We start from the raw sequence: 15,852 nt of genomic DNA on the forward strand, positions 1-15,852 counted from the left end.
GAGAGAGGGCTAGTTCTTGGCCATCTTGAAGCCGCCAAAGCCCATCAGCACACGGAGGGTGCCACCGGTGGGGCCCAAATCGGGTCCGCCGAACACTTCGTGCCCACGGTAGGTCCACGTGGTGCGATTGGGTGTGATGGCCGACCCGAAACGCAGCCCGACGGTAAAGCCGGTGTGAGAGGTCGATTCTTTGAGGAGCAACCAATCCACGCCAATGCCAGGCTGCACCATCAGATAGTTGCCCAAGATCTGACTTTCGAGCCCGGGGTTGAGAATGATCTCGTCAAACGTCGGATCACTCCGCAACGAGACGGTGCCACCGCCGTCGCGATTCTTGAGTGACAGACGCACGTTGCCGCCGCCAATTCCGAGGAACGGAAAAATGGTGAGGCGCCACGTGGTGTAGACCGGCATCGCAGCTGTTGCCATGAGGTAGGACGTTTCGAGCCGATTCGTCTTTCCCTTGGGACTTGTTTCATACCCGAAATCGCCATAATGCCACTCGCCGCCAAGCATGACGCGGCCAAGCGACACGTAGCCACCGACGCCGTAGGAATACGCGTCGTTCGACAGGCTCGAGAAGCCCGTCCCGCCGGCAAGGTCGGTGCGATTGAAATGCGCGTTCAGGCTCGACACATCCATGCCCATCGAGCCTACGGCGAAATACCCGTGGGAGAAGGGCACAATAAAGTCGCTCACCGGCTTTACGGGCTCGGTGGACGCCTGTGCGGCTAACGAACCGGTGCTCACCAAGAGCAGGCCGGCCAGCGCCAGGGAGAAGCGACGAATCGTCAACGTCACGTGCGGCAAGTTCAAGCGTTTCGGGGGAAGTGGTCTTGATGAATCAAAACAAAGCATCGGCGTAAATCTAGCCAATTTGTGCGGGGTTAGGGGCAAAATAGGGTGAAATCCAGGCCTAAGGAGGGTCGCACCACCGAGTGGATGGCGCTCCAAGGAGTGGGTCCTTGGTAATAGACGATTCAGGGCAGCTGCTCGGCTCACTTAGGGGATTGGCCCGTGAGGCGCCGCATCCGTGTATTTTCCAAGGCGATGGTCCCTGTGAGTGACGGGGTCGAGCATAAACGACCGTTTGGAGTGCTTCTCATGCCGCTGGTTCCCTTTGAAACGCTGCCGGACGACGCCCGCCTTTGGGTTTTTGGCGCTGCCGCGCCGGTCGACGAGGTGGATGCCCCACGGCTTCTTGCCGCGGTGGACGCCTTTTTGTTTGGCTGGAAGGCGCACGGCCATCCGCTGACCTGCGCTCGCCACTGGCGCGACGACCACTTTTTGGTGGTCGGGGTGGACCAGCGGACGGAAGGCGCGAGCGGGTGCTCGGTGGACGGGCTGTTTCGAACGCTTCAGTCAATCGAAAAAGGGATCGGTACCTCGCTGGTGGCCGGTGGATTGGTCTTTTTTCGCGACGAGGTTGGGCTCGTCCATGCGCTGCCGCGCGCGGCGTTTGAACGACTGGCGGCTACCGGGAACGTGGGGCCCAGCACGACGGTGTTTGATCAGACCATCACGACACTGGCCGACTATAACGAGCGATTTGTGACGACCGCTGGCGCAGGGTGGCACAAATCGCTGCTGGGCGGCTAACACCACCGACGTAGCCGGCGTTCAGACGCCCGCTTCCAACTCGCGCAGCAACTGTGTGTGTGCCGCTGCAATCAGGTCGCGCGTACGATCGCGCAGTGCGGCGACGTCATCAATCGAAAGCCCAGCGGTATCAATCGGGTCGAGCACGCGGAGTCGCGCGTGTGCGCGGGTGAACCGCATACTTCCCTTAGCCATGGCGTGGCGGGTGCCCGCGATCACCATCGGCAGAATGGGGGCACCGCTTTCGATGGCGAGGCGGAAGGCGCCGTCTTTGAAGGGCAGGAGGGAGCCATCGCGCGAGCGAGTGCCCTCCGGAAACACCATCACAGAAACGTGATTGGAGAGTCGCTCCCGAGCGGCGGCGAGCGCCTGCACGCCGCTGCCGCGTTCGCCGCGGCGAATGGAGATGTCGCCGGCCATCCGCATCATCCATCCAAAGAACGGAATCTTGAACATGGCATCTTTGGACAGCCATTTCATTTCCCACGGCAGGTGGGAGATGAGGAACACGTCGGCCCATGACTCGTGGTTGCTGACCGCGACATACGGACGTCGCGGGTCGCGCACCATGGTGCCTGACACTTCGAAGGTCCAGAGCGGATTCAACTTCACCTGCGTGACGCCGATCAACCGAAAGGTTCGGCCCGCGGCATACCGTCCGCGGTCAAACGGCGCCGTGCACGCCCAGACCAGGGCGACGACGGGGGTACCGGCAATGACCAGTCCCACCGTCGTCACCCAGATCCATGCGTTCGCGAGCCAGTTCACGGAGCGGTGACGGGGTCAGCGTCCGGCGGGTCAATAAACCCGACCGACTTGTGTGCGCCGTCGCAGAACGGTTTGCGCTGGGAATGTCCGCATCGGCAGAGCGCCACATTTGGCTTGCCGGGCGTGCGCGGAATCTCGAGCCCCGTGTAGTCGACGAGCGTGATGTCGCCAGTCACGAGGAGCGAACCATTCTTGCGGACAGTGATCGTCACCGGCTGTGTCATGCGCGCAGCCAGTCCGCCTGCCAATTCTTGACAGCCTTCTTGACGTCGCCGGCGCTCTTCAACTCACCCTTGAGGCAGCGATCCACCAGCGCGGGCAGTTCGTCGTCGCCGGCAAAGCGCAGGCCCACCAACTGTCCGACGGTGAGGCTGAGGATCTGCGCGTGCATCGACGCCGGGAGCAGTTCGCGCAGGCGGAGGCGCATTTCGAGACGAATGATGCGGTTCTGCACGATCAGCGCTTCGCCGCGCGCGGCAAACACGGCCAGGAACACGCCGAGGGCGAACGCCACGCCCCAGAGATTGAATCGCGACTGCTCATGCCACCAATGGCGCGCGGCCACAAACACGTTGAGCATCACGATCGGGAACGCCACGAAGTGCCACAGCGGATGGAAGCGGACGTGGTTGCCGTAGTTCTGTGGACGGGTGTCAGCCATAGTGCAAAGCCTCGGGAAGGGGGGTGGGCGGATGAACGAATCTGGGGGGTGGAGAGTTCCGTGGCGAGTGTAGGGCCGCCTCGCGAGGCTGCGCCAGACCGCGCGGGGTCCCGCCCTTTGGTCGAAGCAGGGCGGGCTCGCTCGTTAGCTCGCTGGCGGAGCCGCGACGGCAACCACGGGGCGGGCGAGGGCAATGCCCTCGCGTTCAAACCGCGCAAACATCGAGAGGAGCACGCGTTGGCGGGCCTCCATGGCGAGTTTGTAATCGGGGTTGTCGACAATCACGACGGTCTCGAATTCAAATCCAATCGCCCCAGTGCCATTGAGATGCGTGCGCACGAGCGTGGCGTGCGGCTCCGTGGCCACCGCTTCGGCGATCAGCGGGGCAACGCGTGCGAGTCGCTCGCTCGTTGTGCCCGGCGCGATCGATAACGTCATCACGAGACGACGCCCTTCGCGGCGCGAAAAGTTGCGGATGCGGCTCCGCAGAAGATCGGCATTCGAGAAGATCAACTGCTCGCCGTTGATGCTCCGCACACGCGTCGTCTTAAGGCCAATGTGTTCGACCGTGCCTTCAAAGGCATCCACGGAGATCGTGTCGCCGCCGATGAACGGTTTGTCGAGCCAAATCGAGAGCGCGGCAAAGAGGTCGCCGAGGATGTTTTGAACGGCCAGCGCGATGGCAATGCCGCCAACGCTGAGCGCGCTGATGAACGTGCCAACGGGGAAGTGCAGCGTCTCGAGCGCCACCAATACGACGGTGGTCCACAGCACCATGCGCGAGACGAACTTGAGCACGCCAACAGCCGACGCTTCAATGTGGGTATCGGGCCGGTCCGTGTACGCCCCAACCCAAAAATCCACCGTCTTGCTTGCCCACCGGAGCCCCTGCACGGCAAACGCAATCACCATCAACGTCGTTGCGACTTTGTCGACGTTTGCGGGCAAGTCGAGGAAACGCTCCGAGATGGCGATGGAGATGGCCACCACCAAGGGGGTGCGAATGGCTTTCAGGAGGACGACGATGTAGTCGTCGGCCATCGTGTCGGTTTTGGCGGCCGCGACTTCGAGGTAGCGAACGACGTAGCGGCGCAGCAACGCAATGGTGAGCGTTGCCGCAATCGCGCCGCCGAGCGCGAAGAGCCAGTCGTGGAGCGAGTTGCCGTACCACATGGAGTTCATGGAGGCAGAAAACATCAATGTTTCGGTCAAAAGGGAGGCAACAGCTGAACCCTGCACGGTGCCAATATGTATAATATGGTTGACCCCTCCCGGAGTTACAGATGCTGGTACGTCGCACCGACCCTCTTGGGTCGTCTGAGATCACCCCTGAATCACACTATTTAAACCGGCGAGAGTTCCTGGCGGCCGCAGGCCTGCTCGGCGCTGGCCTCACCGGCGTGGCCCTGCCAACCTCGGCAAACGCCGCTGGGCGCGCGCAGGAACCGAAGGCGCTGGGGAAGCCCTACGGACTGCAGTCGGACGACAAGCCGACGCCGTACAAGGACGTGACGAGCTACAATAATTTCTACGAATTTGGGACGGGGAAAGACGAACCGATCGAGAACGCCCGTGGCTTTGTGCCGCGCCCGTGGACGGTGCAGGTGGATGGACTGGTGGCCAAGCCGGCCAGCTATCAGCTCGAAGATTTCCTCAAACCGTCGGCGGTTGAAGATCGCATTTACCGACACCGGTGCGTGGAAGCGTGGTCCATGGTCATACCGTGGCGCGGGATTCAGCTCGCAGATGTCATCAAGCGCGCGCAGCCGACGGCAGCGGCCAAGTTCGTGGAGTTCACCACGCTCATGGATCCCAAGCGCATGCCGGGCCAGCGTTCGAATGTTTTGCAGTGGCCGTACGTCGAAGGGCTACGCCTCGACGAGGCGCTCAATCCGCTGGCCCTGCTGGCCACTGGGGTGTACGGACGCGATCTCCCCAACCAGAATGGCGCGCCGCTTCGCTTGGTTGTGCCCTGGAAGTACGGCTTCAAGGGGATCAAGTCGATTGTGCGCATCCGGTTCGTGGACAAAATGCCCAACAGCGCGTGGAATCTCGCGGCGCCGCAGGAATATGGGTTCTACTCAAACGTGAACCCCGACGTCGATCATCCACGCTGGAGTCAGGCCAAGGAGCGCCGGATTGGCGAGTTCTCGCGGCGCCCCACATTGATGTTCAACGGATACGCCGAGCAGGTGGCTTCGATGTACGCCGGTATGGACCTCCGCAAGAATTATTGAGGTGAGCGACAGCCTCAACGCGATGCGACGACGGTCGGTGCTCGAACCCCAGTGGTTCGTGCCCGCGCTTTTTGTGGTCGCATTGCTACCGGCGGTCATCGGCGTTGCGGGCACGGCCTCCGATTTGCTCGCGGATACGCGCTTCTTTGGGTCGAACCCGATCAAAGCGGTCGAGCACTACTTCGGCCAGTGGACGCTCCGGTTTATTCTCGCCACGCTTTGCATCACGCCGGCGCGTCATTTGTTGGGGTGGAATTGGCTCGCCAAACAGCGGCGTACGCTCGGGCTGTTCGCCTTTGGGTACCTGATGCTGCACTGGCTCGCGTATGCCGTGCTCGACGTCCAACTCGACTGGCACGATCTCACCATCGACCTCGCGAAGCGGCCGTACATCATGATCGGCATGGCGGCGTTGCTCTTGATGGTGCCGCTCGCGGTCACCTCCACCAAGGGAATGATCCGACGCCTTGGCGGGCAACGGTGGAACCGTCTGCACCAGCTCATCTACGTGATCAGCGTGCTTGGCGTGATCCATTTCTTTATGGCCGTGAAGAAGGACATTGGCCAGCCCGCCCTGTTTGCTGCTGGGCTCGCCGTACTCTTTACGTTTCGCGTACAGCGGTGGCGCGCGCGGCGCGCGGTATGAGCGTGCCGCAGCATAGCTGTTGGGCTGTATCTGCTCCGGGACTGGAGCCCGTGACCGTCGCTGAACTGCGCGCGCTCGGCGTGACCGCCCTCGCACCGGAGACCGGCGGCGTCGCGTTCAGCGCGACGGACGATCTGCTGGCCGCCGCGAATGTCCAGCTCCGCACCGCGAGCCGCATCATTGTCCGCGCCGCGGAGTTTCAGGCCAAGGCGTTTCACGAACTCGAGCGGTTTTCGCGTGCCGTGCGCTGGAATCAATACGTGGCGCCGGGGCGCGCGGTGAAACTGCGCGTGACGTGCAAGAAATCGCGGCTCTATCACTCCGACGCGGTGGCCGAGCGCGTGGGCGCGGCGATTATGCGCGCCGTGCCCGGGTCACGCGTGGTGACGGGCGCCACGGATGATGACGAGGATGTCGTCGCCGAAGGCGGCGCTGAGCGTGCCCCTGATGACGGCGCTTTGCTGATCATCGTGCGACTCTCTCACGATGTGTGCACCATTAGCGTGGACAGTTCCGGCGAACCGCTGCATAAGCGCGGGTACCGGCTCGCGACCGCGAAGGCGCCGATTCGTGAAACGCTGGCCGCCGGAATGCTCCTGGCCCTCGACTGGAATGGCTCAACGCCGTTACTCGATCCGATGTGCGGGGCGGGGACGATCGCCATTGAAGCGGCGATGATCGCCCGCCGGGTCGCACCGGGGGCGACTCGCCGGTTTGCCTTTGAAACGTGGCCATCGGTGCCACCGACGGTGGGGGATAACGCGCGCCGCGTGGCACGGGCGGCGGCGCTTCCGCGCGCGGGGGTGCGCATTCTGGCCTCGGATCGTGACGCGGGGGCCATTGTGGCCGCGTCGGCGAATGCGGTGCGCGCTGGGGTCGCCGAGGATATTGAGTTCCGCGAGTGCGCCCTCTCGGCCATCGAGGTGCCGTCCGCGCCGGGGTTACTCCTCACGAACCCGCCGTATGGCGACCGGATTGGCGACCGCACCCAAGTCCGAAACCTGTACGCCCAGTTAGGGAAGGTGGCCCGAGTGCAGGGCGGCGGGTGGACGTTGGCCTTTTTGTCGGCCGACCATGCCTTTGATATGCAGCTTCGGCTCCCGCTGACCGAGGTGTCCCGTTTTCGAAACGGGGGAATCCCAGTGCGGCTGCTTCGGGCTCAGGTGCCGTTGCCCAAAAGGTGATGGGATAGCCGGTTTGGGCCCCTCTGCGGGGTGATCCACGGCCTCGCCGTGTCCCTTGGAATTGAGATTAGATTTCAAGAATGTCCGATACTGTGAGCAGCGCGTTCAACGACGCGTACATCGAAGAGGTTTTTGAGGCCTATCGTCGCGATCCGGGTTCTGTGGACGAGTCGTGGCGTCAATTTTTCCGGCTTGCCGCGCGTTTTGGTGGAGGCAACTCTGCTGGCGCCGACGATCAGGATTTTGCACGCAAAGTGGCCGGTGTCGCGCGGTACACCAACGCGATCCGACAGTACGGCCATTTGGCGGTGCAGCTTGATCCACTTGGGTCGTCGCCGCCAGGCGCCGCCGAGCTGACGCCTGAGTTTCACGGCATCACCGACGCGGATCTCGACGTCGTGACGGGCGCCGCGCTGGGCTGGCCGCATCTCCCCACGGGGCGCGATGTCGCCGAACGGTTGCGCTTCCGCTACTGCCGCAACTTGGGCGTGGAGTACACGCACCTTGGATCGGAAGAGGAGCGCGCCTGGTTCCGCGCGCTCTTCACCGCCGAGCAACTCACGCGTCCGCTGAATGCGGACGAGAAGAAGCGGCTGTTGGTACGATTGAGCGAAGTGGACGGGCTCGAGCGTTTTCTCGGCCGTGCCTTTCCCAACTACAAACGTTTTTCCATTGAGGGCACGGACACCCTCGTGCCGTTGCTCGACACGGCGATTGACGAAGCATCGGCGAGCGGCGCACAGCATGTGGCCATTTCGATGGCGCACCGTGGCCGCATCAACGTGCTCGCGCACGTGCTAGGCAAGCCGGCGGAGCAGATTTTCGGCGAGTTCCAGGGGCGGCACGATCACCTCGAAGGCGACATCTCTACCGGCGACGTGAAGTACCACCTCGGCTACGAGGGTGCGCGCACGACGATTGCCGGTCGGTCGGTGCACGTGTCGTTGGTTCCGAACCCGAGCCATCTCGAGATTGTGAACCCCGTGCTGCAGGGCTACGTGCGCGCGCATCAGCGTGAGGGCGGCGTGAGCGCGGTCGTGCCCGTGTGCATTCACGGTGACGCCGCGTTTCCTGGCGAAGGGATTGTGTCGGAGACGTTCAACCTCGCGCGGCTGCGCGCGTACGGGGTGGGCGGGACGCTGCACATTATTGTGAACAATCAGGTGGGCTTTACCACCGATCCCATTGATTCGCGTTCGACGCGCTATGCGAGCGACGTGGCCAAGGGTTTTGAGTGCCCGATTATCCACGTGAACGCGGACGATGCCGAAGCGTGCGTCATTGCGATGCGCATTGCGGTGGCGTATCGCAATCAGTTCGGCAAAGATTTTCTGGTGGATCTTGTGGGCTATCGCCGACACGGCCACAACGAAGCCGACGAGCCGGCGTACACGCAGCCGCAGTTGTACGACAAGGTCAAGGCGCATCCCACGCAGCGGCAAGTGTGGGGCGCACGGTTGGTGCACGAGGGCGTGTGCACGCAGGGCGACGTGGACGCCGCTGAAAAGCAGGTGGCCGCACACTTCAGCGCGCTCTTTGATCAGTCGAAAGCCGACAACGACACGACGCACAGCGACTACGAGGGCACTGAACTACCGGTGGTGATTCCGCCCACGGCGGTGAGCGCCGACAGTTTGGTGGCGCTCAATGACGCGATGCTTGCGTGGCCGGCGTCGCTGACGCCGCATCCGCGACTCGCCAAGCAGTTGCTCCGGCGCAAGGACGCCGTGACCGCCGGTGGCATTGACTGGGGGCACGCCGAAGCGCTGGCGTATGCTTCGATTCTCTCCGACGGCATGCACGTGCGACTCAGTGGACAGGATGCGGAGCGCGGCACGTTTTCGCATCGGCATTCGGTGCTGCATGATGTGGCGAATGGCGACACCTACACGCCGTTGCAACACTTACCGGGTGTGTCGTCGCGCTTTGAGGTGTACAACTCCGCGCTCAGCGAAATGGCGGTGATGGGCTTTGAGTACGGCTATAGCTGTGCAGCGGAAGACACGCTGACGCTGTGGGAAGCGCAGTTCGGCGATTTTGCGAATGTGGCGCAGCCGATTATCGATCAGTTCTTGAGTGCCGACCGCGCCAAGTGGGGGCAGGACTCTGGGCTCGTGCTCTTGTTGCCGCACGGCTACGAGGGGCAGGGCCCTGAGCATTCGAGCGCGCGTCTCGAGCGCTTTTTGCAGATGTGTGCCGAAGGCAATTTCCGCGTGGCGTACCCCTCCACGCCGGCGCAGTACTTTCACATTCTCCGCTTGCAGGCGCGACTCACGCCGCGTCGGCCGATGGTGCTGATGCAGCCGAAGTCGTTGCTCCGGCTCGCCGATGCGTCGTCGGTGCTCGCGGACCTCGCACACGGCGGCTTCCAGACGGTGATCGACGATCCGGCGGGTGCGTCGAAGCGTGGTACGGTACGCCGGATCGTCTTCTGTACGGGCAAGGTGTACTACGACCTCGTGGCGAAGGCGGTGCCGGCTGAGGTTGCGGTGGTGCGTGTGGAAGAGCTGTATCCGTGGCCGCACGGCGACGTGTCGCGCGTGCTGGATCATTATCCACAGGCGACGGAGATCGTGTGGGCACAAGAGGAACCGAAGAACATGGGCGCGTGGACCTATGTGGCGCCTCGGTTGCGCGGATCCGTGGGGAACGCGCTCGCCATTCGGTACGTTGGTCGTCCGGAACGCGCGAGCCCGGCTGAGGGGTATCAGCAGCACCACGCCGAAGAACAGGCGCGGATTGTTGAGGATGCGCTCAGCGCCTCTCGTGCTGGCGGCAACAAACGGGCGTCCGGGGTGATGGGCGCGGTCTGAGTTTACCTCCCACGGGAGTTTGCATGTCCGCACTTCGCCGCCTCGCTTCGGCTGCGCTCGTTCTCGGCCTGTGTGCGCCGCGCCCTGCCCATGCGCAGGAGCGCGGCGCGGTGGCGGTGGAGCAAACGGTTCACGGCCTCACCGCCACTGGCCGCGTGCTCGTGATTGGCGCGCATCCCGATGACGAAGACACGTTTCTTATTACGTGGCTCACGCGTGGCCGCCACGTGGAAACCGCGTATCTCGCGCTGACGCGCGGCGACGGCGGGCAAAACATTATTGGCAACGAACTCGGCGAAGCGCTCGGCGCGATTCGCACCGAGGAGCTGTTGGCGGCACGTCGGCTCGACGGTGGCCGGCAGTACTTCAGTCGCGCGTACGATTTTGGTTTTTCGAAGAACGCCGAGGAAACGTACAAGCACTGGGCCCACGACTCGCTCCTCGGCGACGTCGTGACGGTCATGCGTTCTTTCCGGCCGCAGGTGGTGGTCGCGATTTTCAGCGGCACGCCCGCCGACGGCCACGGGCACCATCAGGTGTCCGGACTGCTGGCGCAAGAAGCGTACGAGTTGGCCGGCGACACCGTGCGTTTTCCGGTGGCGAAGTACGGGCAACTGTGGACGCCGTCCAAGTTGTATCGCAATGCGCGATTTGGCCGCGCGCCACGGACGATGACGTTCAACGTGGGCGAGTTTGATCCGGTCATTGGGCGCAGTTATGCGGAGATTGCCGGCGAGAGCCGCTCGCAGCACCGCTCGCAGGGGCAGGGAACGGCGCAGCCCAAGGGTGTGTCGCTCACTGGCGTGTCGCGGGCGGCGTCGCGCGTGAACGAAGCGACGCCAGCGACCGACGAGAAATCGTTGTTCGACGGCGTGGACACCACCTACGCGCGGCTCGGAGCAGGCGCGAGCGAGTATGTACGCTCGCTCGTGAAACGCGCCGGAGTGCTCGCCGACTCGGCGCGTGCGCAACTCGACTTGATGGCGCCCTGGAAGATCACGCCGTTGCTCGCCCGGGCCGCTGAGGCCGTGCAGTGGGCGAGAGCGGATACGCCGCGCTGTGGTTTTGGTCCCACCCGCACCGTCCGACGCCCCGAGGAACAACGCGCGGCGACGTGCGATGCCGCCGCGGCCGATCTCGATGCGGCGCTCGATGTGATGAACCGGAGAATCAGCGAGGCGCTCCTGGCCTCGTCCAGCGTGGCCATTGAAGCCACGGCAGAAAAAGAACTCCTCGCCTTTGGCGACTCGATGCCAGTGACGGTGTCGTTGTACAATCGCGGGCCGATTCCAGTGGTGATCACCGACATTCGGATGTCCGGCACGATGCCCCATCCGTTTACCGCGATTCCCGTGGCACCGGATAGCACCGCGCGCTTCACGCGCCCCGTGATTGGGTTGGTGGACAAGCGGCCGTGGTGGATTGGTGGTCGCGTGACCGACATGTTCCCGACGCATCAAGTGCCGGCCGATGGGCTCGCGCGGCTTTCGACCGCTGGGGAACCGCCTCTGGTGCCAGCGGTGTCGGTGCCCGAAGATGCGCGGCGCGAATCGGATGTGAACGTGACGTTGCGCGTGGCAGGTGCGACGGTGACCGTGCCGCTCGGTGTGATCAACTATCGCTACACCGATCGCGTGCTTGGTGAAGCGCGCCGCCCTATTGGAGGCGTACCACCTGTGACGATGGCGTTCGGTTCTGGCTTAGAGTGGATGCCCGCGGGTAAGCCGATCGATCGACTGCTCCGTCTCTCGCTCAAGTCGTATTCGTCTTCCACAAAAACGCTGACGTTCCAACTGGTGTCTCCGCCCGGCATCAAGGTGGATTCGCTCCCCGCAACGCTGACGTTGGCGCCGATGGAAGAACGCGAACTCTTTTTGCGCCTCCGCGGCACGCTCAAGCCCGGACGCTACGAGTTCGGGCTGATTGCGATGACCGAGACCGGCAAGTCGTACGAAGGCATTACCGCAATCGAGTATCCGCATATTCGCCCGATCAATCTGTATCGGTCGTCGGCGCTGTACTTGCAGGCGGTGGAGATCTCCATTCCCACAACACTGGCCGTGGCCTACGTGCAGGGTGTCGGCGACGTAGTAGCAACGTATCTGCGGCAACTCGGCATTCCGGTGGCGATTATCAGCCCCGAAGAACTCGCCGTGACCGATCTCTCGCGCTTCAGCACGCTGGTGGTGGGGCCGCGCGCGTACGAGGCTCACAAAGCCCTCGTCACGTACAACAATCGCGTGCTCGATTTTGCGAAGAAGGGCGGCACGGTCGTGGTGCAGTACGGCCAGAATGAAATGGCGCGCCCAGGCATTATGCCGTATCCGGTGGCGTTCACCGCTCCGGCGGCGCGCGTGACGATTGAAGAAGCGCCGGTGACGGTGCTCGATTCAAGGGCGCGCCTGCTCAACGGCCCAAACAAAATCGGTGACGACGACTGGGCCGACTGGGTGCAGGAGCGCGCGCTGTATATGCCGAGCACGATTGACGCGCACTATGCGACCCCGCTCGAGATGCACGACCCTAATGAGCCTGAGAACAAGGGCGCCGTGCTCGTCACGCCGCTGGGCAAGGGGACGTATGTGTACACCACGCTCTCGCTCTTTCGGCAGATTCCGGGCGGCGTGAATGGCGGTCCGCGCTTGTTTGTGAATCTCCTGAGCATTGGTCTCGACCTGCCCAAGAAGGTGCAGCCGTGAGCGCCGACGGGTCGAGGCACGGCTCGTTCCGAATGTTAGCCGTGAAGGTGCTGGGGGTTGAAGTGCTGGTGTTGCTGTTGCTCTGGTGGTTGCAGTCCACGTACAACCACTAGGGTCTCCTATGCACTGGATCAACTGGCTGATTGTGATCGGTTGGCTCGCGTTCGTGTTTATCGACGGACTGCGCCGGTCACGTGGCACCACAAAACTCGACGGCTACTTCTTGGGCAACCGCTCGCTGCCGTGGTGGGCCGTGGGGCTGAGCGTGATGGCCACGCAGCTCTCGGCGGTCACGCTCATTGGCACCACGGGGCAGGGCGCCACGGACGGCATGCGGTTTATTCAGTTCTATTTTGGATTGCCGGTGGCGATGCTCATCCTCGGCGTCACTATCGTTCCGTTTCTGATGAAGGCGCGGGTCTACACGGCGTACGAGTTTCTCGAAAAGCGCTTTGACGCCAAGACACGGTCGCTCACGGCGTTTTTGTTTTTGCTGTCGCGCGGATTGAGTTGCGGCACCATCATCGCGGCGCCCGCGGTGGTGTTTTCCACCGTATTTGGCTGGTCGATGTGGGCGAGCGTCGCGTTCATTGGTATTCCGACGGTGGTCTACACAATGATTGGTGGTGTGCAGGCCGTGGCGTGGGCCGACGTCAAGCAGATGGTGCTCGTGATCGGTGCGCTGATCGCGGTCGTCGCAGTACTGCTCCTGCGCTTGCCCATGCACCCGGCTGATGCGCTCCGCGTAGCGGGCGCCGCTGGCCGGCTCAACGTGTTCGATTTCCGTTTTACTTTCACGGAGACCTACACGTTCTGGAGCGGACTCATCGGCGGCACCTTCTTGATGCTGTCGTACTTCGGCACCGACCAGAGTCAGGTGCAGCGCTATCTCACGGCCAAGAATGTAGATGAAGCGCGGTCGTCACACTTGATCAGCGCGTACTGGAAGATTCCGCTCCAAGCACTGGTGCTGCTCGTGGGCGTATTGGTGTTTGTGTATTACCTGCTGGTGCCGCCACCGCTGTATTGGAATCCGGCGCAGGACCGTGCGGTGCGCGAGAAAGCGCCCGACGCCTACGTGCAACTCGAACGCTTGCACAGCGCCGCGTGGGTGAACCAGCAGCAGGCGCTCGCTGCGCTGATGAGCACGCGCGCGGACAACGATATTCCCGAACGGCAACTCCTGAAGAAGGCGGACCGCGAGGCCGCAACGATCCATGCCGACGCGCTCGAAGAAGCGCGCAAAGCCACGGGGCAGCCGCCGAAGGATGTGAACTACATCATCCCGTATTTCATTCTGCACGAGCTGCCCATTGGCTTGACTGGGCTGTTCATTGCGGCGGTGATCGCGGCGGCGATGTCTGCGGTAGCGGGCGAGTTGGCCTCGCTCTCGAGCGCGACGGTGATCGATTTCTACCGGCGATGGGTGCGTGCGGAGGCGAGTGATGCGCATTTTCTGCGCGTGTCCCGTTTTGCGACGGCCGCGTGGGGGCTCTTTGCGTGCGTGGTGGCAACATATGCCGTCTCGCTCGGTTCGCTGATCGAAGTCGTGAACCGCTTCGGTTCCTTCTTCTACGGCTCGATCCTCGGGGTCTTTGTTCTCGCGATGATCAAGCGCGCGACGGCGACCGGCGCCTTTGTGGGACTGCTCGCGGGAATGTCAGCGGTGGCCGCGGTAAGCTTTGGCGCGCCAACGGTGAGCTTTCTTTGGCACAACGTGGTGGGCGCACTCACCGTCGTCTTGGTGGGTGTGGTGCTCGGGCGGCGTCCGTCGAACGCGGCCATCACCTCCGAAGCGATCTGATCGCTCCGTAAATCACGCGGAGTCCGCGACGGCCTCAGCCGACGGACTCCGCACCCCAGACTCAGGCCGCGTTCGCCTTGGCCGTCTCGGCGTACTTCTCCATGTCGAGCCCGAGCAGAATCGTGGCGAGCACAATGCCGCCGGCGGTGAAGTACGGCACGCCGTGGCCGAGATGATCAAACGCCCATCCCGCGTAAATGGGGCCGAGCACCCGCGCGAGCCCACCGAAGGTCTGCTGCACGCCCATGTACAGTCCGCGCTCATGCTGTGGCACGATGCGCGACAGCAGACCAGTGACGCAGGGGAAGGTGAACGCCGTTCCCAGTGGCACGAGCGCCACGCTCAGCGCAAAGCCGGGGATTGTGGAGTGCAGCGGCATCGTGCCGAGCCCGATGGCGAGCAAGACCATGCCAAAGCGAGAGAGTCGAGCTTCGCCGAGCCAGTCCACCATTTTGCCAAGGACGAGCGCGCGGGTGACGACGGAGATCACACCCACATACGTGTAGAAGTAGCCGATGGTGTGCTCGGTGACGCCGAACTTGCCCGAGAGAAAGAGTGCGAGCACGGTGTTCATGCCTTGGAACGCGCCCATCGTGATGGCATAAATCCAGATGAGGCGTGACGCCGGTTCACCGGCGTGACTCACCACGCGCGCCACAGCCTCACGGCCTTTGCGCACAACTTTCCCGGCGGCTTTCGCTGCGCCCGCGTCGTGTGATTCGCTCAGGTAGAACCAAGCGAACACCATGTTCACGAGCGAAAGCGCCGCGGCCGCCAGCCCTGGGCCGGACGAACCGAAGCTCATCATCACCGACCCAATCACGGGGCCGATTGCTACGCCTGCATTGGTGGCAGCGGAGAGCCAACCGAGTGCTTTGGCACGGTCTTCGGGCTTGGTGGCGTCGGCCACGTAGGCCTGAATCACGCCAACCGTACCACCGCCAGCGCCCTGCACGATGCGGCAGAGAAAGAGCAGCTCGAGTGAGTTGGCAAAGGCGAAAATCGAATACGCGATCACCGAGGCGCCGAGTCCAATCATCATCGCGGGGCGGCGTCCGTATTTGTCCGAGACGCGCCCCCAGGCCGGCGCGCTCGCGAGCTGCGCCAGCGCGAACATCATGACGAGCAGTGACACCACCGTTCCGGAACCACCCATGCCCATAGAATCGAGGGCGGTCCACAGCGGTCCATGACCGAGGAAACGTTTGGCGTAGAACGGCAGGAGAGGCATGACCATCAGCACTCCCAGCATGTCCACGAACCCCGTTACCATTAGCACGACAAGTTTGCCCAAAGCGACGCTCCGCCCGTAGGGCGATAGTGGCGACACGGAATCTCAACGATTGGCCGAAAAGCGGACTATATACTTCACGAACCGCCGTTTCCGAGCCCCGTCCAATCTACAGCTTTTCGGTCGTGGAAGACGGGCCTTCACGCCTCC

Annotated in this window: 13 protein-coding genes; 7 read left to right on the top strand and 6 right to left on the bottom strand. The window is 63.1% G+C overall.

Annotation, left to right across the window (positions count from 1 at the left end; all coding sequences use genetic code 11):
- Window positions 1-9: 9 nt before the first annotated feature.
- Window positions 10-816, bottom strand: a complete 807-nt coding sequence (locus NTZ43_10170) for a hypothetical protein (GenBank protein MCX5767572.1) — start codon at window positions 814-816, stop codon at window positions 10-12.
- A 288-nt stretch (window positions 817-1,104) separates the two neighbouring features.
- Between NTZ43_10170 and NTZ43_10175 the strand changes: the two genes are divergently transcribed.
- Complete coding sequence (locus NTZ43_10175) at window positions 1,105-1,599, top strand: hypothetical protein (GenBank protein ID MCX5767573.1); 495 nt, start codon at window positions 1,105-1,107, stop codon at window positions 1,597-1,599.
- A gap of 21 nt (window positions 1,600-1,620) precedes the next feature.
- On the opposite strand, the gene NTZ43_10180 is transcribed toward NTZ43_10175, so the two are convergent.
- The 4 genes from NTZ43_10180 to NTZ43_10195 all read right to left on the bottom strand — a co-directional run bounded on the left by NTZ43_10180 (window position 1,621) and on the right by NTZ43_10195 (window position 4,210).
- Window positions 1,621-2,367, bottom strand: coding sequence for a lysophospholipid acyltransferase family protein (locus NTZ43_10180; GenBank protein MCX5767574.1), 747 nt, complete (start codon window positions 2,365-2,367; stop codon window positions 1,621-1,623).
- Window positions 2,364-2,591 (bottom strand): CDGSH iron-sulfur domain-containing protein, encoded by a 228-nt coding sequence (locus NTZ43_10185; protein MCX5767575.1) that lies wholly within the window; start codon window positions 2,589-2,591, stop codon window positions 2,364-2,366. The genes NTZ43_10180 and NTZ43_10185 overlap by 4 nt, the downstream gene beginning before the upstream one ends.
- Window positions 2,588-3,028 carry a DUF6526 family protein gene (locus NTZ43_10190; protein MCX5767576.1) on the bottom strand — a complete coding sequence of 147 codons (441 nt, stop codon included), beginning with the start codon at window positions 3,026-3,028 and terminating at the stop codon, window positions 2,588-2,590. The genes NTZ43_10185 and NTZ43_10190 overlap by 4 nt, the downstream gene beginning before the upstream one ends.
- 144 nt (window positions 3,029-3,172) lie before the next feature.
- Complete coding sequence (locus NTZ43_10195) at window positions 3,173-4,210, bottom strand: mechanosensitive ion channel (GenBank protein ID MCX5767577.1); 1,038 nt, start codon at window positions 4,208-4,210, stop codon at window positions 3,173-3,175.
- A 101-nt stretch (window positions 4,211-4,311) separates the two neighbouring features.
- Here NTZ43_10195 and msrP point away from each other — a divergent pair, with 101 nt between their 5' ends.
- From msrP to NTZ43_10225, 6 genes are all read left to right on the top strand, one after another.
- Window positions 4,312-5,265, top strand: coding sequence for a protein-methionine-sulfoxide reductase catalytic subunit MsrP (gene msrP, locus NTZ43_10200; GenBank protein MCX5767578.1), 954 nt, complete (start codon window positions 4,312-4,314; stop codon window positions 5,263-5,265).
- Window position 5,266: 1 nt separating this feature from the next.
- Window positions 5,267-5,911, top strand: a complete 645-nt coding sequence (locus tag NTZ43_10205; protein MCX5767579.1) for a sulfoxide reductase heme-binding subunit YedZ — start codon at window positions 5,267-5,269, stop codon at window positions 5,909-5,911.
- A gap of 50 nt (window positions 5,912-5,961) precedes the next feature.
- Window positions 5,962-7,095 carry a class I SAM-dependent RNA methyltransferase gene (locus NTZ43_10210; GenBank protein MCX5767580.1) on the top strand — a complete coding sequence of 378 codons (1,134 nt, stop codon included), beginning with the start codon at window positions 5,962-5,964 and terminating at the stop codon, window positions 7,093-7,095.
- Between the two features lie 80 nt (window positions 7,096-7,175).
- On the top strand, window positions 7,176-9,908 hold the full coding sequence (locus NTZ43_10215) for a 2-oxoglutarate dehydrogenase E1 component (protein ID MCX5767581.1): 2,733 nt from the start codon (window positions 7,176-7,178) through the stop codon (window positions 9,906-9,908).
- Between the two features lie 23 nt (window positions 9,909-9,931).
- Window positions 9,932-12,607 (top strand): PIG-L family deacetylase, encoded by a 2,676-nt coding sequence (locus NTZ43_10220; protein MCX5767582.1) that lies wholly within the window; start codon window positions 9,932-9,934, stop codon window positions 12,605-12,607.
- Between the two features lie 121 nt (window positions 12,608-12,728).
- On the top strand, window positions 12,729-14,411 hold the full coding sequence (locus NTZ43_10225) for a sodium:solute symporter (GenBank protein ID MCX5767583.1): 1,683 nt from the start codon (window positions 12,729-12,731) through the stop codon (window positions 14,409-14,411).
- Window positions 14,412-14,472: 61 nt separating this feature from the next.
- Here NTZ43_10225 and NTZ43_10230 read toward each other — a convergent pair whose 3' ends face one another.
- A complete protein-coding gene (locus NTZ43_10230; protein MCX5767584.1) occupies window positions 14,473-15,684 on the bottom strand; it encodes an MFS transporter in 1,212 nt (403 codons plus the stop codon).
- Between the last annotated feature and the right edge of the window lie 168 nt (window positions 15,685-15,852).

The organism is Gemmatimonadota bacterium (genome assembly GCA_026387915.1).
In the GTDB taxonomy this organism is placed as follows: domain Bacteria; phylum Gemmatimonadota; class Gemmatimonadetes; order Gemmatimonadales; family Gemmatimonadaceae; genus Fen-1231.